Raw genomic sequence first — 21,462 nt, 5'->3', positions numbered from 1 at the left:
GTGTCGCTAGCAGTCTGTGACCGAGGTCATACGTAACGGAGGACCACCATGACCGTGATGACCGGAACGTCGGGTACCGAGAAGCCCGGCCGCGCCTACGACCCCATCGACCTGTCCTCACGGGCGTTCTGGTCGACGACGGCGGCCGACCGGGAACGTTCGTTCGCGGAGTTGCGGGCCGAGCGGCCGGTCAGTTGGCATCCTCCGGTCGAGGATGCCCTGATGCCCGATCCGGACGATTCGGGCTATTGGGCGGTAACCCGGCGCGCCGACATCGTCACGGTCAGCCGCAACAACGAGGTTTTCCTGTCCGGCCAGGGCGTGATGTTCGAGAACATCCCGGTGGAGCTGCTCGAGGCGTCGCAGTCATTCCTGGCGATGGATCCGCCGCGGCACACCAAGCTGCGCAAGCTGGTCAGCGCCGCGTTCACCCCGAGGCAGGTCCGCCGCATCGAGGACTCGATCAGGGCCAACGCCAGGGCCATCGTCGACGAGCTTCGCGCCGCCGGCAGTGGGGCGGACTTCGTCGATCACTGCGCCAAGGAGCTGCCCATCCGCACGCTGTCGGACATGGTCGGCATCCCCGAATCCGAGCGTGAGCACATGGCGCGCGCCACGGACGCGATGGTGTCGTGGGCCGACCCGGCGTACCTCGATGGCCGCCACCCGATGGAGGTCTTGGTCGAGAACCAGACGTACGTGCACCAGGTGGCCGGTGCGCTCGCCGCCGAGCGCCGCGAGCATCCCGGCGACGACCTGATCAGCGGCCTAGTGAACGCCGAGGTGGACGGCGACCGGCTGACCGACGCGGAGGTGGCCGCCTTCTTCGTGCTGCTGTCCGTGGCGGCCAACGACACCACTCGGCAGACGACCAGCCACGCCATGAAGGCGCTCACCGACTTCCCCGACCAGCGAGCGTGGCTGCTGCAGGATTTCGACGACCGGATCGGCACGGCCGTCGAGGAGTTCGTTCGCTGGGCAAGCCCGGTGATGACCTTCCGTCGCACGGCGGCAACGGATTTCGAGCTGGGCGGCCAGACGATCCGGGCGGGCGAGAAGGTGGTGATGTTCTACCCCTCCGGGAACTGGGACACCGAGGCGTTCGACCATCCCGAGCGCTTCGATGTGAGCCGGAGCTCCAACCCGCACGTCGGCTTCGGCGGGGGCGGACTCCACTTCTGCCTCGGTGCCCACGTGGCGCGGGCGCAGCTGCGTGCCATCTTTGGCGAGCTGTTGCGGCAGCTCCCGGAGATTCAGGCGGGGGAGCCGACGTACGTGGCCGGCAACTTCATCCACGCCGTCCGCAGCATGCCGTGCACGTTCTAACGCGTTGTTATCGGCGATAACTCGTCGGTCAGCAGAGTCAGCAGCTCGGAGCAGCCGCCGTCGACCTTGACGGTGGCCAGATCGTCCCCACGGGTGCGGCCCCGGTTGACGATGCCGATCGGTCTGCTCAGCGCGGCGGCGTGACGCGCGAACCGGTAGCCGGAGAACACGGTCAGCGACGAGCCCGCGACCAGCAGTACGTCGGCTTCATCCACCAGTGAATAGGCTTGGTCCACAACACTTTTGGCGACGCTTTCGCCGAAGTAGACGATGTCCGGCTTGAGCATGCCGCCGCAACGCGGGCAGTCGAGGTAGCGGAAAGACGCGGTATCGGCCACGACGGCGTCGGCGTCGGGTGCCACCGCGAGCCCGCCGAGCGCTTCGGCGCGTTCGATGAATCCCGGGTTGAGCGCTTCCAGTCGTTCGGCCAGGGCCGCGCGGCTCATGGTGTAAGCGCAGTCCAGGCAGACCACCCGCGCGTAGGTGCCGTGCAGATTGACGACGTTCTCGCTGCCGGCCTTGGTGTGCAGCAGGTCGACGTTCTGGGTGATCACCCCGGTGACGACACGGGCGCGTTCGAGCGCGGCCAGGGCCCGGTGCCCGGCGTTGGGCAGGGTGTCGTCCATGTGTCGCCAGCCGACGTGGTTGCGCGCCCAGTAGCGCTGGCGGAACGCCGGATCGGAGGTGAACTGGCGGATCGTCATGGGTTTGCTTGGCGGCGAATCGGGCCCCCGGTAGTCGGGGATGCCGGAGTCGGTGGACAGCCCCGCACCCGTGAGGACCGCGATCCGGCGACCGGCCAGCAGCGCGACCAATTCCGGGGATTCGGCGGAGCGCACGGTCACGCCGTCCAGCGTACGGGCCCGTGCTGCGGCGAGGCGGGGCTAACCGAGGCACTCCGCGGCGGTGGTGAGCTCCGCGGACATGTTCTTCGCCATCATTTTCAGGGCCGCCTCGGCGAGCCCGGCGTCGATGCCTGCGACGGCGTCGGTCGGGATCACGACGGGAAAGTGGCGCACGTAGGCGTCGAGCGCGGTGTAGAGGATGCACTGCTCGGTGACCTGCCCGGCGATCACCAACCGCTTGGTCTCCAGGCGGTTCAGCAGGTACGCCAGCGCGGTGGCGTAGAAGGCGCTGTGCCGCACCTTGGTCATCACGCGGCAACCGCCGGACGGCACGACGGGCTTCACGAGATCGGGCCGCGCCCCGTCGAGCGCGGACGCGACGATGTCGGAGAACTGGGCGGCGAAGTCGCCGTAGTTGTCGTTGACGTACACCAGGTCTACGTTGTCCGATTTGCGTGCGCGCCGGACCAGATCGGCCAGCGGGTCGATGATCTTGTCGACATTGGGTATGAGTTCCTCAGCATCGGGATGCTGATAGGTGTTCATCATGTCGACCACCACCACGGCAGTATCGCTCATGATGGAGGGGATACCCGGCGGCCACGGGTTGACACAGGTCAGGCGACAATGGAAGGGCGATGGACTTCTATAACGCTTACAGCCAGGGCTTCGTCAGGGTTGCCGCGTGCACCCACCACACCACGATCGCCGATCCGGCGGCCAACGCGGAGTCGGTCCTAAGGTTGGCGCGCGAGTGTCACGACGACGGCGTCGCGGTGGCCGTCTTCCCGGAGCTGACGTTGTCCGGGTACTCGATCGAGGACATCGTGATGCAAGACCTGTTGCTCGACGACGTCCAAGCCGCCGTCGAGGGCATCGTGGCCGCCTCGAGCGATCTGCTGCCGATCCTGGTTGTCGGTGCCCCGCTGCGTCATCGGCATCGCATCTACAACACGGCGATCGTCGTTCACCGCGGCGCGGTGCTCGGGGTGGTGCCCAAGTCGTACCTGCCCACCTACCGCGAGTTCTACGAGCGCCGCCAGATCGCGCCCGGGGACGACGAACGCGGCACGATCCGGATCTGCGACGCCGACGTCCCGTTCGGTCCCGACTTGCTGTTCGCCGCGTCGGACATCCCAGGCTTCGTGTTGCACGTCGAAATCTGCGAGGACATGTTTGTGCCGATTCCGCCCAGCGCGGAGGCCGCGCTCGCCGGGGCGACGGTGCTGGCCAACCTGTCCGGCAGCCCCATCACGATCGGGCGCGCCGAGGACCGCTGCCTGCTGGCCCGCTCCGCGTCGGCACGATGCCTCGCCGCCTACGTCTACGCCGCCGCGGGCGAGGGGGAGTCGACCACCGACCTGGCCTGGGACGGCCAAACCATGGTGTGGGAGAACGGCGAGCTGCTGGCCTCGTCGGAACGCTTCCCGAAAGGGGAGCGGCGCAGCGTCGCCGACGTCGACATCGACCTGTTGCGCTCGGAACGGCTGCGGATGGGGACATTCGACGACAACCGGCGCCACCACCGCGGGTCGGCCGAGTCCTTCCGGCGCGTGGACTTCCGCCTGGGTCCGCCCGGTGGCGATATCGGACTGCACCGGGATATCGAGCGTTTCCCGTTCGTCCCGGCGAACCGCGAACGGCTGGAACAGGATTGCTACGAGGCCTACAACATCCAGGTGGCCGGGCTCGAGCAGCGGCTGCGCGCCCTGAACTTCCCCAAGATCGTGATCGGGATCTCCGGTGGACTGGACTCGACGCACGCGTTGATCGTCGCGGCGCGCGCGATGGACCGGGAACGACGGCCGCGCAGCGACATTCTGGCGTTCACGCTGCCGGGATTCGCCACCGGCGATCGCACCAAGCGCAACGCCATCGAGCTGTGCCGCGCGCTCGGCGTCACCTTCTCCGAGATCGACATCACCGAGACCGCGATGCTGATGTTCAAGGAGATGGACCATCCGTTCGGGCGCGGCGAGAAGGTCTACGACGTGACCTTCGAAAACGTGCAGGCCGGCCTGCGCACCGACTATCTGTTCCGGCTGGCCAACCAGCGCGGCGGCATCGTGCTCGGTACCGGTGACCTCTCCGAAATCGGGCTGGGCTGGTCGACCTACGGGGTGGGCGACCAGATGTCGCACTACAACGTCAATGGCGGTGTCCCGAAGACGCTCATCCAGCACCTGATCCGCTGGGTCATCTCGTCCGGCCAGTTCTCCTCCGACGTCACCGACGTGCTGCAGTCGGTGCTGGACACCGAGATCTCCCCGGAGCTCGTACCGAGAGGCGAAGAGGAAGACCTGCAGAGCAGCGAGGACAAGGTCGGTCCCTATGCGCTGCAAGACTTTTCGCTGTTCCACGTGCTGCGCTACGGGTTCCGGCCGTCCAAGATCGCCTTCTTGGCCTGGCACGCCTGGAGCGACCCCGAGCGTGGCAACTGGCCGCCGGGATTCCCCGAGGACAAACGACCGACCTACTCGCTGAAGGAGATTCGGCACTGGCTGGGGGTGTTCGTGCAGCGCTTCTACTCGTTCAGCCAGTTCAAACGCTCGGCGTTGCCCAACGGCCCCAAGGTGTCGCACGGCGGTGCGCTGTCACCTCGCGGGGATTGGCGCGCCCCGTCGGACATGTCCGCGCGGATCTGGCTCGACGAGATCGAGCGGCAGATCCCCGAGGAGTAGCACGCTCGTGAGCCCGCCCGGGGTCGCCGGACGGGCCACGAAGGTTACGGTCACCCCCTCGCGCGGCGCCAGCCCTGGTATTGCAGCTCCGCGAACACCAGCGTGTAGGCGCCGGCCGCCAGGTTCAACGCGACGCCGGTCGAGGTCAACGGGAAGACATCGGCGAGCACCAGAACCACGGCGGCCACCGTGTACGCCACGTTGGCGATGACGACGCCCATCCCGGCGCGGCGCACCGACGGCAGGCGGGCGAGCCCGAACACCGCCACGCCGTAGCCGATCAGGAACGCTCCCATCGCGTACTCGAACGCCTTGGTGGTGCCCGAGAGCTCGGCGAGCCGGCCGGCCAGTGGGATACCGGCCAGGCCGACCAGCCCGCTGATGGCGGCGTCGGCGCGCATCGCCAGGCGAAGCAGGCCGTCTCGGGTGCCCGTGCGGTCAATCGTGGTGGCGGACATGATGTTCCTTTCGTCGATGGCGTTCAGCGATCGCCACCGACGCTGCCCGCAATTCACTGCCAGATCGACGCCAGCCGCTGCCAACTGCTGCCAAGAGCAGGTCAGGAGGGTGATTCGAGCGCCGCGTCGATCGCCCCGGCGTCCGGGGCGCAGTCGCCGGCGCCGGGCACCCGCGTGGCGAGCGCGCCCGCGGCGCAGGCGCGCCGTAACGCGTCCAGCCGCTCGGCGGGCGAACCCGGACGGGGTGGCCAGCTTCCGGCCAGCACCCCGGCGAAAACGTCCCCGGCCCCGGCGGTGTCCACCGCGGCCACCTCCGGAGCGGGCACCGCGAAGTCGCCGTCGACGCCTGCATACCGCGCGCCGCGCGCACCCAGGGTGGTCACCAGGTGATCGGGGCGCCAGGGCCAGGCGTCGGCCTCGGCCTCGTTGGCGATCACCACGTCGGCCAGGGCCGCCAGGTCGGCGAGCGTGGCCCGGTCCTGGCCGGCGGGCGAGGCGTTGACCATGACCACCGCCCCGGCGGAACGGGCGTGCCGTGCCGCCGCCACCGCCGCGTGCACCGGAATTTCCAGTTGCGTCAATAAGATGTCGCAGCGGGCGATGACGCTCCGCGCGGCCGGGGTGTCCAGCGTCAGCCGGCCGTTGGCCCCCGGCGCCACGACGATGGTGTTCTCGGCGTGGGCGTCGACCACGACGATGGCCGTGCCGCTCGGGCCGGGCGTTTCGCCGGTGGCGTCGAGCCCGACGCCGTTGCTCAGCAGGTGGGTGCGCAACTGACCGGCGGCCGGGTCGTCGCCGACGGTTCCGACGAATTGCACCCGTGCGCCCGCCCGGGCCGCCGCCACGGCCTGGTTGGCGCCCTTGCCGCCGGGAGCGTGGGTCAACGACGCCGCCAGCACCGTCTCGCCGGGGCGGGGCAGGGTGTCGACGCGTAGCGAGACGTCCATGTTGACGCTGCCGACCACACAAACCCGCGCCATTACCGGCACGTTGACCGATCGAACGCGCCAAACGCTGTGCAGTGCATGGGTTTTGCCGCGGGGTTCAACATCCGCATTCCCCGCCGCGCCACGCCTCGAACCCCTCCCGGACCGCAATGGCGGCGATGACGAGCCCCACCGCCGGGTCCAGCCACCAGCCGGCCGGCCACACGGCGATCACGGCCAGCGTGAGTAGCACCGCGGCGGACTGGGCGGCGCACAAATAGTTCTGGGTGCCCTCCCCGGCGGTCGCTCGCGAGTCCAAGCGCGTGCCGAGTCGCCGTTTGGCCGATCCCAACACCGGCATCAAAACGAGGGCCACGGCGGTCAGCGCGATCCCGATCATCGTCGTCTGTGGGTGGGCCCCGGTGAGCAGATTCCGGACCGATTCGACGGCGATGTACGGCGCGATGAGCCAGAACGAAACCGCCACCCCGCGTTGTGCCCGGCGCTCCGAAGTCTCCGACAGCGTCCGAGAACCGGTAAACCGCCACACGACGATCACGCTCGCCAGGCCCTCGACCGCGCTGCCGAGCGCCCAGCCGATCAGCGAGATCGACCCGGCGGCGAAGCCCTGCCACAGGCCGAGCGCACCCTCCGCGCACATCCACAGCAGGCTCGCCCACGCCAGCCAGCGCGCCCACCGCGCCGCGCGCGCCCATCCGGCGTCGCGCTCCGGCCGTTGGGTGGTTCTCACGTCGGTCGCCCCGCAGCCGCAACCGTCCGCGCACCCTTCACCCATAGCGCCAGGATATGCGCGCTCCACCGGGCGAATGAGGGGGCGGGCATTTCCGCGTCGGGCGCTTTGCCGCAATCACTCCTATCTCGAGACACGCGCGCTAGTGTGCTGCGTGAGCGATGCTGCGTGTCCGAGGAAGGGCGAAGTCGAGTGACATCGAGCGAGCTACAAGACGCTGGACCGGCTTCCCTGACCGCACCCGAGCGCGCCCAACCCACGACCGAAGCGACCGCGGCTCCGGAGGGCGAAGCCCGCACAATCCAAAAGTCCCGCCGCCGTCGGCTTTTCCGGATCGGCCTGCAATCCAAACTGCTGCTCACCTTGCTGCTGTGCAGCATCCTGTCGATCGGGGTGATCGGATTCATCGGGGCGTCGTCGGGCCGCAACGCGCTGCGGCAGGTCGAGTCCGAGCGACTCACCGAGCTGCGCGAGTCTCAGGCGCGACAGGTGCAGTCGCTTTTCAAAGAGGTGACGAATTCCTTGATCGTCTACAGCGGCGGTTTCAGCATCGTCGAGGCGACGACGGCGTTCACCGACGGCTTCGCGCAGCTGTCCAACGCGACCATCACCCCGGCCCAGCAGCAGGCGCTCGTCAACTATTACGACAACAACATGATCAAGCCGATCAAGCGGATCACCGGTGAGGAACTCGATCGCAACGCGATCTTCCCGAGTTCCAACGCGCAGAAGTACCTGCAGGCGTACTACACCGCGCCGAACTCGTCGATCGCCGAGGCGAGGAAGGTCGACGACGCCGGCGACGGCAGCGCGTGGTCGGCCGCCAGTGCCCGCTACAGCTTCTACATGCGCGACATCGTCACCCGCTTCGAGTACCCGGACGCGCTGTTGCTGGACATGCAGGGCAACGTCGTCTTCTCGGTGAACAAGGGCCCGGACCTCGGCACCAATATCCTCACCGGCCCCTATCGCGAATCCAATCTGCGCGACGCATACCAAAAGGCCCTGCGGTCCAACGATCTCAACTTCGTCTGGATCACCGACTTCCAGCCGTACCAGCCGCAACTCGACGTCCCCACGGCGTGGGTGGTCTCGCCGGTGGGGATGAACGGCAAATTCAACGGCGTGATGGCCCTGCCGTTGCCGATCTCGAAGATCAACAAGATCATGACCGCCGACAAGCATTGGGAGGCCGCCGGCATGGGCCCGGCGACGGAGACGTACCTGGCCGGGCCCGACAACCTGATGCGTTCGGATTCAAGGCTTTTCCTGGAAGACCCGGCGGAGTACCGGCGCGAGGCGGTGGCAGCGGGCACCCCGCCCAACGTCGTGGAAGAAGCGATCCGCCTCGGTGGCACGACACTGGTGCAGCCGGTCCCGACCGCGGGTCTTCGTGCCGCCCACCGCGGACAGACCGGCGTGCTGAGCGCCACCGACTATCTGGGCAACAGGGAGCTGGAGGCCTACGCCCCGCTGACGGTGCCGAACTCCGACCTGGACTGGTCGATCCTGGCCACCCGTGACAACTCCGATGCCTTCGCGCGGCTCGGCAGGTTCAGCAGGACGCTCGTGCTGGCAGTTTCGATCATGATCTTCGCCATCTGCGTAGCGTCGATGGTGCTGGCCCAGCTGATGTTGCGGCCGATCCGGCGGCTGCAGGCCGGCACGCAGAAGATCAGCTCCGGCGACTACGAGGTCAACATCCCGGTCAAGACGCGCGACGAAATCGGCGAGCTCACCGCGGCTTTCAACGAGATGAGCCGCAACTTGGCGATCAAGGAGGAATTGCTCAACGAACAGCGCCGGGAGAACGACCGCTTATTGCTCGCGCTGATGCCCGAGTCCGTCGTCCAGCGGTATCGCGAGGGCCAGGAGACCATCGCGCAGGAACACCAAGACGTGGCGATCATCTTCGCCGAAATCGTCGGGCTCGACGAGGTTTCCGTGGACCTTTCGGGCGACGAACTGGTCGGGATCGTCGACGAACTGTTCCGCCAGTTCGACTCGGCGGCAGAATCACTGGGAGTCGAGCGCATTCGCACCTTCCACAACGGCTATCTCGCGAGCTGTGGGGTGGTCACGCCCCGCCTGGACAGCATTCACCGCAGCGTCGACTTCGCCGTCGAAATGCGCCACATCATCGAGCGATTCAACAGCTCGACCGGTCACGAGTTGCGCCTCCGAGTGGGCATCAGCACCGGCAACGTCATCAGCGGACTCGTCGGCCGCTCGGGTCTGGTCTATGACATGTGGGGTGCCGCGGTGAGCCTGGCCTACCAAATGCAAAGCGGCTCAGACCAATCCGGCATCTACGTCACCTCGCAGGTCTACGACGCGATGCGTGACGTGCGCCAATTCGCGCCGGCCGGAACGATCTCGGTCGGCGGTACCGACCAGGCGATCTACCGGCTGTCGGAGCGATCATGAACTTGTTCGAATCATCGTGGTTCTACTGGGCGATCGGCATCGCGATCGGATTCCCGGTCGGCCTGATCCTGCTCACCGAACTGCACCGCGCGCTGGTCCGCCGGAGAAGCCACCTGGCCAGGCAGGTGAGCCTGCTGCGCAACTACCTGCTGCCGCTGGGCGCGCTGCTGCTCCTGGTCGTCAAGGCTTCGCAGGTGCCGGCCGGGGAGGGCTCGGTGCGGATCCTCACCACGGTGTTCGGCCTGCTGGTGCTGGTGCTGGTGCTGTCGGCCCTGAACGCCACCGTGTTCGAGGGCGCGCCCGAAGAGAGCTGGCGTAAGCGACTGCCCGCGATCTTCGTCGACGTCGCCCGCTTCGGGGTCATCGGTGTCGGCCTGGCGCTGATGCTCTCCTACATCTGGGGCGTGCGCATCGGCGGCCTGTTCACCGCGCTGGGCATCACGTCGGTGGTGATCGGCCTGATGCTGCAGAACTCCGTCGGCCAGGTGGTGTCCGGCCTGTTCATGCTGTTCGAGCAGCCGTTCCGGATCGACGATTGGCTGGACACGGGCACGACGCGGGGACGCGTCGTCGAAGTGAACTGGCGTTCCGTGCACATCGACACCGGCAGCGGAATCCGCATCATGCCCAACTCGATGCTGGCCAGCACCTCGTTCACCAATCTGAGCCGCCCGTCCCGGGCGTACGACTGTGCGATCGCCACGAAATTCGCGGCCGGCGATTCGCCGGACAAGGTGTGTGCGATGTTGACGCGGGTCGCCGGCGCGCTACCGGCCCGCAAACCCGGGGCCCCGCCCACCACGGTCGCCCTGGGCGGCGGCCAGTACCGCACGACCGTCCGGCTCCTGTCGCCAGCCGACGCCGAAGCCACCGAGGCGACGTTCCTGCGCTGGGTGTGGTACGCCGCCCGCCGGGCGCGCCTGCGCCTCGACGGCGCCGACGACAACTATTCGACCAAGCCGCGGGTGGAGAAGGCGTTGCGCACCGTCGTCGCGCCCGCGCTGCGGCTGAGTCACACCGACCAGCAATCGTTGGTGCCGTACGCGAAGATCGTCCGCTACGGCGCCGACGAAGTCATCGAGTCGACCGGTCAGGTGTCCTCCGGGATGACCTTCTTGATCGCGGGCCGGGTGCGGTTGACCGCGACGACCGACGACGGTTCGGTGATCCCGGTCAGCATCCTCGACGAGGGATCCTTCCTCGGTCTGACCGCGCTGACCCGTCAACCGAACCTCGCCGGCGCGTACGCGCTGGACGAAGTCACAGCGCTGCAGATCGACCGCGAGCACCTCGAACATCTGGTGATGCGTAAACCGTTGCTGCTGCAAGACTTAGGACGACTGATCGACGAGCGGCAGACCAAGGTGCGAGAGGCGACCCGCCACGACCGGATCGGCCTGGTCGGCGTCGAGCCGCACGAGTCGGCGAATCCGCGGCGCTGACCGACCGCCGCCGAGGTCTCGGTGGCCGGCGCGTTACGCCCGGACCGGATGCCGTAATACCCGGGCCGCCTCACCTGGCCGGCTCAGGCCCGATACCCTGGTTCAATGAGTCTGCAAGCACCATCGCTTCCTGACTTGCGCCGCGAGGTTCACAACGCGGCTCGCCGGGCCCGGGTCGCCTCCCGCGTGCTGGCGTTGCTGCCGACCGTCGCCAAAGACCAGGCGCTGCGGTCCGCGGCCGACGCGATAGCGGCCCACACCGACCTGATCCTCTCGGCCAACGCCGAAGATCTCAGCGCCGCGGAGGCCGCCGGCACGCCGGCCGCGATGCTCGACCGGTTGGCGCTGGACCCCGAGCGGGTCGAGGGCATCGCCGCGGGCCTGCGCCAGGTCGCCGGCCTGCCCGACCCGGTCGGGGAGGTACTGCGCGGTTACACCCTGCCCAACGGTCTGCATCTGCGGCAGCAGCGGGTGCCCCTCGGCGTCGTCGGCATGATCTACGAGGGCCGGCCCAACGTCACCGTCGACGCCTTCGGTCTGGCGCTCAAGTCGGGCAACGCCGTGTTGTTGCGCGGGAGTTCCTCGGCGTCGCGGTCCAACCAGGCGCTCGTGCAGGTGCTGCGGGCGTCGTTGGTCAGTGAGGACCTGCCCGCCGATGCGGTGCAACTGCTTTCGGCCGAGGATCGCGCCACCGTGACGCACCTCATCCAGGCCCGCGGCCTGGTCGACGTGGTGATACCGCGCGGGGGAGCGAGCTTGATCAACGCGGTGGTCCGTGACGCGCAGGTGCCCACCATCGAGACCGGTGTCGGCAACTGCCACGTGTACGTGCACGAAGGCGCCGACCTGGACGTCGCGGAACGGATCCTGTTGAACTCCAAGACCCGCCGGCCCAGTGTCTGCAACGCCGCCGAAACGCTGTTGGTCGACGCCGCCATCGCCAAGAAGGCGCTGCCTCGGTTGGTGACCGCACTCGAGGACGCCGGCGTGACCGTGCACGGCGGGTTCTCGGCGGACGCGGCGGAGGACGACCTGCGCCGCGAGTACCTGTCGATGGATATCGCGGTCGCGGTGGTCGACGGCATCGACGCCGCGATCGCGCACATCAACGAGTACGGCACCGGGCACACCGAGGCGATCGTGACGAGCAATATGGCCGCGGCGCAACGATTTAGCGACGGTGTGGATGCCGCCGCGGTGATGATCAACGCGTCGACGGCGTTCACCGACGGCGAGCAGTTCGGTTTCGGCGCCGAGATCGGCATCTCCACCCAGAAATTGCATGCGCGCGGTCCGATGGGGCTGCCGGAATTGACCTCGACCAAGTGGATCGCGTGGGGCGACGGACAAGTCCGTCCCGCCTGAGATCGACGAAAAGTGTTTTAGGAGAACCGAGATAGTGAGCGTGCCAGCCCGGCCTAAGCCGTTGTTCGCCGACATCGACGACGTCTCGCGACGGTTGGCCGAGACCGGTTACCTGCCCGACACCGCGACCGCGACCGCGGTGTTCCTTGCCGACCGGCTGGGCAAGCCGCTGCTGGTGGAGGGGCCCGCCGGCGTCGGCAAGACCGAGCTGGCCCGCGCCATCGCCCAGGCCACCGGTTCCGGGCTGGTTCGCCTGCAGTGCTACGAGGGGGTCGACGAGGCCCGCGCCCTCTACGAGTGGAACCACGCCAAGCAGATACTCCGCATTCAGGCCGGCTCCGGCGACTGGGACCAGACCAAGGACGACGTCTTCAGCGAGGAATTCCTGCTGCAACGCCCGCTGTTGACCGCGATCCGGCGCACCGAGCCGACGGTGCTGCTGATCGACGAAACCGACAAGGCCGACATCGAAATCGAGGGCCTGCTGCTCGAGGTGCTGTCCGACTTCGCGGTGACCGTCCCCGAACTTGGCACGATCACCGCCGAGCGGACGCCGCTCGTGGTGCTGACCTCCAACGCCACCCGCGAACTCTCCGAGGCGCTCAAGCGTCGCTGCCTGTTCCTGCACATCGACTTTCCCAGCCCCGAACTGGAACGCCGGATCCTGCTGTCGCGGGTGCCCGAGTTGCCCCAGCACCTCGCCGAGGAACTGGTGCGCATCATCGGCGTGCTGCGCGGCATGCAGCTCAAGAAGGTGCCGTCCATCGCCGAGACCATCGACTGGGGCCGCACGCTGCTCGCGCTGGGGCTGGACACGATCGACGATTCCGTCGTCGCCGCCACCCTTGGCGTGGTCCTCAAACATCAGTCCGACCAGCAGCGCGCGAGCGGCGAGCTGCGGCTGAACTAGGAACGCACCGATGCCCCCCCGCCGCATCCGACCCACCCGGCCGCTCGCCCCGCACGGGCTGCCCGGACACCTGGTGGGTTTCGTGGAAGCGCTACGCGGAGTTGGCATTTCGGTGGGCCCGTCCGAGACCGTGGATGCCGGCCGGGTGATGGCCACCCTCGGTCTGGGGGATCGTGAGGTGCTGCGCGAGGGCATCGCCTGCGCCGTGCTGCGCCGGCCCGATCACCGCGAGACCTACGACTCCATGTTCGACCTGTGGTTCCCCGCGGCGCTGGGCGCGCGTGCGGTGGTCGCCGACGAAGGGGCCGACGGGCCGCAGGCCGACGACGCATTGCCGCCCGACGACGTGGAGGCGATGCGGCAGATGCTGCTCGACCTGCTCAACGAGAACCCCGACCTCGCGGACATGGACGAGCGCCTGGTGGCGATGGTCGCGCGGATCGTGGAGGCCTACGGCAAGTACAGTTCCAGCCGCGGCCCGTCGTTCTCCTCCTACCAGGCGCTCAAGGCCATGGCGCTGGACGAGCTGGAGGGCAAGCTGCTGGCCGGGCTGCTCGCCCCCTACGGCGACGAGCCCACCCCCACCCAGGAGCAGATCGCCAAAGCCCTTGCCGCGCAGCGAATCACGCAACTGCGTAAGATGGTCGACGCGGAGACCAAGCGCCGCACCGCCGAGCAGCTCGGCCGCGATCACGTCCAGATGTACGGCATCCCGCAGCTTTCCGAGAACGTCGAGTTCCTGCGCGCCTCCGGCGAACAGCTGCGGCAGATGCAACGCGTGGTGGCGCCGCTGGCCCGGACCCTGGCGACCCGGCTGGCGGCGCGGCGGCGGCGCAGCCGCGCCGGGGTGATCGACCTGCGCAAGACGCTACGCAAGTCGATGTCCACGGGCGGCGTGCCGATCGACGTGGTGCTGGCCAAACCCCGTCCCGCGCGGCCGGAACTGGTGGTGTTGTGCGACGTTTCGGGTTCGGTCGCCGGGTTCAGTCACTTCACCCTGCTGCTGGTGCACGCTCTGCGTCAACAGTTCTCGCGGGTGCGGGTGTTCGCCTTCATCGACACCACCGACGAGGTGACCCACATGTTCGGGCCCGAAGCCGACCTGGCCGTCGCGATCCAGCGGATAACCCGCGAGGCCGGTGTCTACAGCCGCGACGGGCACTCCGACTACGGCAACGCCTTCGCGTCGTTCGTGCAGGCGTTTCCCAACGTGCTGTCGCCGCGCAGCTCGCTGCTGGTGCTGGGCGACGGGCGCACCAACTACCGCAACCCGGAGACCGACTTGCTGAGCCACATGGTGACCGCCAGCCGGCACGCGCACTGGCTCAACCCGGAGCCCAGGCACCTGTGGGGCAGCGGCGACTCGGCGGTGCCGCGCTACCAAGAGGTGATCACCATGCACGAATGCCGGTCGGCCAAGCAATTGGCCGCGGTGATCGATCAGCTGCTGCCGGTCTGAGGGGCGGTCTTCGTGCCCGCGTCACGCTGGCGTGACGCTCGGCTGCCGGGGTCATGCTGGCGTGACGTTCGGGGGAGGCGGGCGCTCGCGGCACCGGGCCGAGAAATCGGGCCGGGTCGCGGCCTCAAGTAAGCTGGCAAATCGTGCAAAAGCAGCTGCGCAGGCTGGGCGTGATGGGTGGGACGTTCGACCCCATCCATTACGGGCACCTGGTTGCCGCCAGCGAGGTCGCCGACCTGTTCGACCTCGACGAGGTGGTGTTCGTGCCCAGCGGTCAGCCCTGGCAGAAGGACCGGCACGTCTCCGCCGCCGAGGACCGGTACCTGATGACCGTGATCGCCACCGCGTCCAACCCGCGTTTCTCGGTGAGCCGGGTCGACATCGACCGCGCCGGTCCCACCTATACCAAGGACACGCTGCGTGACCTGCACGCCCTCAACCCCGATTCGCAGCTCTACTTCATCACCGGCGCCGACGCGCTGGCTTCGATCCTGTCCTGGCAGGGCTGGGAGGAGCTGTTCCAGTTGGCGCGGTTCGTCGGCGTCAGCCGACCCGGCTACGAGCTGCGGCGCGAACACATCACCGGCGTGCTGGGCGAGCTGGCCGAGGACGTGCTGACGCTCGTTGAGATCCCGGCGCTGGCGATCTCGTCGACCGATTGCCGCCTGCGCGCCGAACAACATCGCCCCCTCTGGTATCTGATGCCCGACGGCGTCGTGCAATACGTCTCCAAACGCCGGCTCTATCAAACCGGCGGAAATTCGAAGGATTCCGTGAGCCGCTCAACCCTGCCCGCCGGGAACAACACATGACCGCGACCCAGGAAGCCATCGACATGGCGACGGTCGCCGCCGGCGCGGCCGCCTCGAAGCTGGCCGACGACGTCGTGGTGATCGACGTGTCGGGCCAGCTGGTGATCACCGACTGCTTCGTCATCGCCTCGGCGTCCAACGAGCGCCAGGTCAACGCCATCGTCGACGAGGTCGAGGAGAAGATGCGCAGGGCGGGCTACAAGCCGGCGCGCCGGGAGGGCACCCGCGAGGGCCGCTGGACGCTGCTGGACTACCGCGACATCGTCGTGCACATCCAGCACCAGGACGACCGCGACTTCTATGCCCTGGACCGGTTGTGGGGTGACTGCCCGGTGGTGCCGGTGGACCTCGCCGACGCCCCCGAAGACTCGGCGGGCTCGCAATGACGATTCGTCGCCTGATCATGTTGCGGCACGGGCAAACCGAGTTCAATGCAGGTAGCCGCATGCAGGGTCAGCTGGATTCCCAACTGAGCGAGCTCGGCAGGGCACAGGCGCTCGCCGCCGCCGAGGTGCTCGGCAAGCTGCAGCCGTTGCTGATCGTGTCGTCGGACCTGCATCGCGCCTACGACACGGCGGTCAGGCTGGGGGAGCGCACCGGCCTCCCCATCCGCGTCGACCCGCGGTTGCGGGAGACCCATCTCGGCGACTGGCAGGGATTGACCCACACCGAGGTCGACGCGCAGGCCCCCGGCGCGCGGCTGGCCTGGCGTGAGGACGCCACGTGGGCCCCGCATGGCGGCGAAAGCCGGGTCGACGTCGCCGCCCGCAGCGTGCCGCTGGTCGGCGAACTGGTGTCCGGCGAGGCGGAATGGGGCGACCCCCAGCATGCCGATCGGCCCGTGGTGCTGGTGGCCCACGGCGGCCTGATCGCCGCGTTGTCGGCCGCGCTGCTGCGGCTTCCCGTCGCGAACTGGCCGGTCTTGGGCGGGATGGGCAACGCCAGCTGGGTGCAGCTTTCCGGCCACGCCGACGATCAGGACGCGGGCCTGGAGGGCATCCGCTGGCGCCTCGACGTGTGGAACGCTTCGGCGCAGGTGTCCAACGATGTCCTCTGATGCACGGCCCACCCTGCTGATATTCGCCGACTCGCTGGCCTACTACGGGCCCACCGGCGGGCTGCCGGCCGACGACCCCCGAATCTGGCCCAACATCGTTGCGGCCCAACTGGGTTGGGACGTCGAACTCATCGGCCGCATCGGCTGGACCTGCCGCGACATCTGGTGGGCGGCCACTCAGGACCCGCGCGCCTGGGCGGCGCTGCCGCGGGCGGGCGCCGTCATCTTCGCCACCGGCGGCATGGATTCGCTCCCGTCGGTTTTGCCGACGGCGCTGCGCGAACTGATCCGCTATGTGCGGCCGCCGTGGTTGCGGCGCTGGGTCCGCGACGGCTACGGCTGGCTGCAGCCCAGGCTCTCGCCGGTGGCCCGGTCCGCGCTGCCCCCGCACCTGAGCGCCGATTACCTCGAACAGACCCGCGGCGCAATCGATTTCAACCGTCCGGGCATCCCGATCGTGGCGTCGCTGCCGTCGGTGCACATCGCCGACACGTACGGCCGGGCACATCACGGCCGGGCGGCCACCGCCGCCGCCATCACCGAGTGGGCGCAGGGCCACGATATCCCCCTGGTGGATCTGAAAGCTGCTGTCGCCGAGCAGATCATGACCGGACGGGGCAACCCCGACGGCATCCACTGGAATTTCGAAGCGCACCAGGCGGTTGCCGAGCTGATGCTGAAGGCGCTGGCCGAAGCCGGCCTGGCGACCGACAAGCCACACGGGTAGCCGCTCGTGACCGTCGTGGTGGTGACCGACGCGTCGGCACGCTTGCCGGCCGACCTGCTTCAGAAGTGGGCGATCCGCGTCGTACCGTTGCACATCCTGCTCGAGGGGGCAGACCTGCGGGACGGGGTGGACGAGGTCCCCGAGGACATTTACAAGCGCCACGCCACCACGGCGGCGGCCACGCCGGCCGAACTGGCCAACGCCTACCAGCAGGCGTTGGCCGACAGTGGCGGGGACGGCGTGGTGGCGGTGCACATTTCGTCGGCGCTGTCGGGGACCTGTGCTGCCGCCGAACGGACCGCCGCCGACCTGGACCCGCACGTGCGGGTCGTCGACTCGAAGTCGACCGCGATGGGCACGGGCTTTGTGGCGTTGGCCGCGGCCCGCGCCGCGGCCACGGGCGCGGGCCCGGATGCCGTCGCCGACGCGGCGAATCTGGCTGTGCGCCATAGCCACGCGTTCATGGTCGTGCATCGGCTGGACAACCTGCGCCGCAGCGGACGGATCGGCGGCGCCAAGGCCTGGCTGGGCACGGCGCTGGCGCTCAAGCCGCTGCTGCGCATCGACGACGGCAAACTCGTTCTCGCTCAACGGGTGCGCACCGTCAGCCACGCGACGGCGGCGATGATCGAGCGGGTCTGCGAGGTCGCCGGCGACAGCCCCGCCGCCCTGGCGGTGCACCACGTCGCCAACCCGGACGGCGCCAAGGAGGTGGCGACGGAGCTGGCGCGGCGGTTACCGGCGTGCGAGCCGGCGATCGTCACCCCGCTGGGGCCGGTGCTGGCCCTGCACGTCGGCGCCGGGGCGGTCGCGGTCGTCGTGCAACTGCCGACCTAAGCCGGCACCGCGCGCTTGGCGTTGTCGCCGCGCGGATGCACCACCTGCGGCCACCAGAACCAGCGGCCCAGCAGTGTCGCGATGGACGGCATCAGCAACGTGCGCACGATCAGGGTGTCGAGCAGCAGACCGATGCACACCGTCGACCCGAATTGGCCCAGCACCCGCAGGTCGCTGCCGAGCATCGACGCCATGGTGAACGCGAATACCAGACCCGCCGCCGTCACCACCCCGCCGGTGCCGGCCATCGACCGGATGATGCCGGTCTTGAGGCCGGCATGGATCTCTTCCTTGAACCGGGAGACCAGCAGCAGGTTGTAGTCGGAGCCGACGGCCAGCAGGATGATGACCGACAGCGCCATCACGATCCAGTGGATCCTGATGCCGAACAGGTCCTGCCAGATGAGCACCGACAACCCGAAGGACGCCGCGATCGAGCTCGCCGCGGTGCCGACGATCACCAGCGCGGCCACCACACTCCGGGTGAGCAGCAGCATGATCATGAAGATCAGCGTCAGGGCCGACACCACGGCGATCATCAGGTCGTATTTCTCGCCGTCGGCCATGTCTCGGAAGGTGGGGGCCGTGCCGCCCAAATAGACCCTGGCGTCGGACAGGGAGGACTGCTTGAGTCCCTCCTGCGCGGCGGTGCGCTCGGCGTCGACTCGCGAAATGCCTTCCGGCGTCATCGGATCGCTCTGGTGGGTGATGAAGAATCGTGCCGACTTACCGTCCGGCGACAAAAACATGCGAAGGCCCGTCTGGAAATCCGGGTTGTCGAACGCCTCCGGGGGCAGATAGAAGAAATCGTCGTTCTTCGACGCGTCGAAGCTCTGGCCCATGACGATCGCGGTGTTGCTCATCGCCTCCATCTGGTCGATCATCGCCTTGAACGTCTGGTACAGGGTGAGCGTGATGCCCCTGGTCGTCTTCAGCGTGGTGATCAGCGTGGGGAACAGTTCCGTCAGGTCGCGCGAGGCTTTGGCGGTGTGCTGGATGTCGGCTGTGAGGTAGTGGAACTGCTCGGCGAGCTGGTCGAACCCGTCGAACGTGTCGAACAGGGACCGCAACCCGATGCAGACCGGGATGTCGTAACAGTGCCTCTCCCAGTAGAAAACGCTGCGTATCGGCCGGAAGGTGTCGTCGAAGTCCGCGATGTGGTCACGCAAGGTGTCGGTGATCTGCGACGTGACCGCCGTGGTCTTCGCGCTGTCGTCCGCCGCCTTGGCCAGGTCCAGCGACACCTCGTACTGCCGCTGCGTGGTGTCGATCTGGGTCTGCAGATCGTCGGCCATCCTGAGGATGTCGGCGATGCGCTCCTTGAGGAAGCTCATGTTCTGCATCGTGGTCTGGCTCTGGATGCTGTTCTGGAACGGTATGGAGCTGTGTTGAATTGGGATGCCCAGCGGCCTGGTGATGTCCTGGACCATGGCGATGCCGAGCGTGCGCATCTCGTTCTTGGCGACCCGGTCCAACACCAGCATGTCGGCCGGGTTCCGCATGTCGTGGTCGGACTCGATCATCAGCATGTCGGGGTTCATCCGGGCCTGCGAGAAGTGGCGGTCGGCGGCCGCTTGCCCGAGGTTGGACGGCGCGGAGGCCGGCAGGTAGTAGCGGTCGTTGTAGCTCGTCTTGTAGCTCGGCAGCGCGACCATGCCGATCAAGACGACCGCGGCGCTGACCGCCAAAACCGGTGCGGGCCAGCGCACCACCGCGGTGCCTACCCGGCGCCACAGCCGCCCGCCCTTGGCCGCCCGCTTGGTCTCGAAGAGGTGAAACCGACTGCCGACGAAGACAACCGCGGGTCCCAGCGTCAGTCCCGCCAGCACCACCACCAGCATGCCGATCGCCACTGGAGCGCCCATGGTGTTGAACCAGGGCAGCCGCGTGAAGCTCAGGCAATACGTCGCACCGGCGATGGTGAGCCCGGATCCCAGGACAACGGGGGCCACCCCCTTGAAGGTGGTGTAGTACGCCGTCTCCCGGTCCTCGCCCGCGCGCAACGCCTCCTGATAGCGGCCCACCAGGAAGATGCCGTAGTCGGTGCCGGCAGCGATCGCCAGCATGGTCAGGATGTTGGCGGCGAACGTGGTGAGCCCGAACGCATTGTGGTACGCGAGAACCGCGACGACACCCCGCGAACACGCCAGCGCGACAAAGGTCATGAACAGCTGGACCAGCGTGGTGACAATCGACCGGTAGACCAGCAGCAGCATGATCGCGATGGCACCCAAGGTGAACAGGGTGATCTTGGCCAGGCTGGCGTTACCGATGATGTGCATGTCGTCGGACAGCGCGGCCGGACCGGTGACGTAGGCCTTCACGCCCGGCGGCGCCTTGTTCTCGTCGATCACCTTGCGCACGGCGTCCACGGATTCGTTCGCCAGCGTGGTGCCCTGGTTGCCGGCCAGGTTGATCATGACGTAGGCGCCCTTGGCGTCGGCGCTCTGCGCGCCGGCCGCGGTGAGCCGGTCACCCCAGAAGTCCTGGATGTGCTGGATGTGCTGGGGATCCTTGCGCAGGTCCCGGATCAGTTTGTCGTAGTACTGGTGCGCGTCCTGCCCCAGCGGCTGCTGACCCTCCAGCACGATCATGACGGTGCTGTTGGAGTCGAACTCGTGGAAGTTGTGGCCCAGGCGCATCATCGCCTTCATCGACGGCGCGTCCAGGGGGGTCATCGGCGCCGAATGGGCCTCGCCGACCTTTTCCAGCGTGGGGACGATGACGTTGACCAGCACCGTGACGAACACCCAGACCAAAATGATCGGCACCGCGAAGATGCGGATCGAATGGGGGAGGTAGGGCCGGTGACCGCGCGCGGCCTTCGCCCCGTCCGCCGTTTGGATCGGTCCGGTGTCCTCGGTGTCCTCGGTGCCCAGACGGCCCCGGCTGTTCGCGTCGCTCATGCGGACTTCACCAGGCAGAAGGTCTGCGCGTTGTGGCCGTCGGAGTTGTGCTGTTCGCGGACGACGCCGTCGACGGTGATCTTGCAGCCGATCTCACTGCTGTCGCTCTGCGCCATGATGTTGGCGCTCACCGACGGCAGGGTGGTGGAGATGGTGGTCGACCACGGCAGCGGCGCCGCGTTGACCTGATGGGTGTTGGCGTTCTCGTCCCAGTAATTGATGTTGGCGGTGGCCCCCGGCGGACCGGTGATGTCGTAGACCACGACCTTCGGATTGAACTGCACGATTTCGATCCCCTTGCCGGCGTTCGCGTTGAGATCCTGCGAGCCGAAAATCTTGTGGAGCCGCGACACGATCAACGTCGAAAGGGCGAGGACAACTACCAAAACCAGCGGTATCCACGCCCGCTTGAGCACCCGAGTCACGGCGCCGGTACGTGGACCTGAGCCTGGACTAGACACCACCTGACCGCCTTCCGCTTACCGCCACCCCGGCGCTGCCGCAAAGCCCGAACCTGTCGCCGACGACATCGA

The 21,462-nt window shown here is 68.0% G+C and carries 19 protein-coding genes; 12 read left to right on the top strand and 7 right to left on the bottom strand.

Annotation, left to right across the window (positions count from 1 at the left end; all coding sequences use genetic code 11):
• The first annotated feature begins 48 nt into the window (after positions 1–48).
• Positions 49–1,326 carry a cytochrome P450 gene (locus tag BST44_RS00565; RefSeq protein ID WP_083174329.1) on the top strand — a complete coding sequence of 426 codons (1,278 nt, stop codon included), beginning with the start codon at positions 49–51 and terminating at the stop codon, positions 1,324–1,326.
• On the opposite strand, the gene BST44_RS00560 is transcribed toward BST44_RS00565, so the two are convergent.
• A complete protein-coding gene (locus tag BST44_RS00560) occupies positions 1,323–2,171 on the bottom strand; it encodes an SIR2 family NAD-dependent protein deacylase (protein ID WP_083174327.1) in 849 nt (282 codons plus the stop codon). The two genes, BST44_RS00565 and BST44_RS00560, sit on opposite strands and share 4 nt — an antisense overlap.
• A 39-nt stretch (positions 2,172–2,210) precedes the next feature.
• Positions 2,211–2,750 (bottom strand): cysteine hydrolase family protein, encoded by a 540-nt coding sequence (locus BST44_RS00555; RefSeq protein WP_083174326.1) that lies wholly within the window; start codon positions 2,748–2,750, stop codon positions 2,211–2,213.
• Positions 2,751–2,809: 59 nt separating this feature from the next.
• On the opposite strand from BST44_RS00555, the gene BST44_RS00550 reads away from it, so the two are divergent.
• Complete coding sequence (locus tag BST44_RS00550; protein WP_083174324.1) at positions 2,810–4,852, top strand: NAD(+) synthase; 2,043 nt, start codon at positions 2,810–2,812, stop codon at positions 4,850–4,852.
• A gap of 50 nt (positions 4,853–4,902) precedes the next feature.
• Here BST44_RS00550 and BST44_RS00545 read toward each other — a convergent pair whose 3' ends face one another.
• From BST44_RS00545 to BST44_RS00535, 3 genes are all read right to left on the bottom strand, one after another.
• On the bottom strand, positions 4,903–5,310 hold the full coding sequence (locus BST44_RS00545; RefSeq protein ID WP_083174724.1) for a hypothetical protein: 408 nt from the start codon (positions 5,308–5,310) through the stop codon (positions 4,903–4,905).
• Positions 5,311–5,411: 101 nt separating this feature from the next.
• Positions 5,412–6,290, bottom strand: coding sequence for a PfkB family carbohydrate kinase (locus BST44_RS00540; protein WP_083174323.1), 879 nt, complete (start codon positions 6,288–6,290; stop codon positions 5,412–5,414).
• A gap of 64 nt (positions 6,291–6,354) precedes the next feature.
• Positions 6,355–7,032 carry a cation efflux transmembrane domain-containing protein gene (locus BST44_RS00535; RefSeq protein WP_083174321.1) on the bottom strand — a complete coding sequence of 226 codons (678 nt, stop codon included), beginning with the start codon at positions 7,030–7,032 and terminating at the stop codon, positions 6,355–6,357.
• 147 nt (positions 7,033–7,179) lie between these two features.
• Between BST44_RS00535 and BST44_RS00530 the strand changes: the two genes are divergently transcribed.
• From BST44_RS00530 to BST44_RS00485, 10 genes are all read left to right on the top strand, one after another.
• The gene (locus BST44_RS00530) at positions 7,180–9,414 is read left to right on the top strand and encodes an adenylate/guanylate cyclase domain-containing protein (protein WP_142274306.1); all 2,235 of its coding nucleotides are present in this window, start codon (positions 7,180–7,182) and stop codon (positions 9,412–9,414) included.
• The gene (locus tag BST44_RS00525; protein ID WP_083174319.1) at positions 9,411–10,856 is read left to right on the top strand and encodes a mechanosensitive ion channel domain-containing protein; all 1,446 of its coding nucleotides are present in this window, start codon (positions 9,411–9,413) and stop codon (positions 10,854–10,856) included. The genes BST44_RS00530 and BST44_RS00525 overlap by 4 nt, the downstream gene beginning before the upstream one ends.
• Positions 10,857–10,961: 105 nt before the next feature.
• Positions 10,962–12,221 (top strand): glutamate-5-semialdehyde dehydrogenase, encoded by a 1,260-nt coding sequence (locus BST44_RS00520; RefSeq protein WP_083174318.1) that lies wholly within the window; start codon positions 10,962–10,964, stop codon positions 12,219–12,221.
• A gap of 34 nt (positions 12,222–12,255) precedes the next feature.
• A complete protein-coding gene (locus tag BST44_RS00515) occupies positions 12,256–13,131 on the top strand; it encodes an AAA family ATPase (protein WP_007169523.1) in 876 nt (291 codons plus the stop codon).
• Between the two features lie 10 nt (positions 13,132–13,141).
• Positions 13,142–14,590, top strand: a complete 1,449-nt coding sequence (locus BST44_RS00510; RefSeq protein ID WP_083174316.1) for a vWA domain-containing protein — start codon at positions 13,142–13,144, stop codon at positions 14,588–14,590.
• 155 nt (positions 14,591–14,745) lie between these two features.
• Positions 14,746–15,402, top strand: coding sequence for a nicotinate-nucleotide adenylyltransferase (nadD, locus tag BST44_RS00505; RefSeq protein ID WP_279628965.1), 657 nt, complete (start codon positions 14,746–14,748; stop codon positions 15,400–15,402).
• Positions 15,399–15,788: a ribosome silencing factor gene (gene rsfS, locus BST44_RS00500; protein WP_083174313.1), complete on the top strand. Its 390-nt coding sequence runs from the start codon at positions 15,399–15,401 to the stop codon at positions 15,786–15,788. The genes nadD and rsfS overlap by 4 nt, the downstream gene beginning before the upstream one ends.
• Entirely contained in the window at positions 15,785–16,459 is a 675-nt protein-coding gene (gpgP, locus tag BST44_RS00495; RefSeq protein WP_083174312.1) for a glucosyl-3-phosphoglycerate phosphatase, read from the top strand. Before rsfS ends, gpgP begins: the two co-directional genes overlap by 4 nt.
• On the top strand, positions 16,449–17,186 hold the full coding sequence (gene octT / locus BST44_RS00490; protein ID WP_083174310.1) for a diglucosylglycerate octanoyltransferase: 738 nt from the start codon (positions 16,449–16,451) through the stop codon (positions 17,184–17,186). Before gpgP ends, octT begins: the two co-directional genes overlap by 11 nt.
• Positions 17,187–17,192: 6 nt before the next feature.
• Positions 17,193–18,023 (top strand): DegV family protein, encoded by an 831-nt coding sequence (locus tag BST44_RS00485; protein WP_083174308.1) that lies wholly within the window; start codon positions 17,193–17,195, stop codon positions 18,021–18,023.
• Here the strand turns inward: BST44_RS00485 and BST44_RS00480 are convergent.
• On the bottom strand, positions 18,020–20,929 hold the full coding sequence (locus BST44_RS00480) for an MMPL/RND family transporter (RefSeq protein WP_083174306.1): 2,910 nt from the start codon (positions 20,927–20,929) through the stop codon (positions 18,020–18,022). The two genes, BST44_RS00485 and BST44_RS00480, sit on opposite strands and share 4 nt — an antisense overlap.
• Complete coding sequence (locus BST44_RS00475) at positions 20,926–21,354, bottom strand: MmpS family transport accessory protein (protein ID WP_244184693.1); 429 nt, start codon at positions 21,352–21,354, stop codon at positions 20,926–20,928. The genes BST44_RS00480 and BST44_RS00475 overlap by 4 nt, the downstream gene beginning before the upstream one ends.
• Positions 21,355–21,462: the final 108 nt, after the last annotated feature.

The organism is Mycobacterium scrofulaceum, assembly GCF_002086735.1.
Lineage (GTDB): Bacteria > Actinomycetota > Actinomycetes > Mycobacteriales > Mycobacteriaceae > Mycobacterium > Mycobacterium scrofulaceum.
This window is presented reverse-complemented; position numbering and strand designations above follow the sequence as displayed.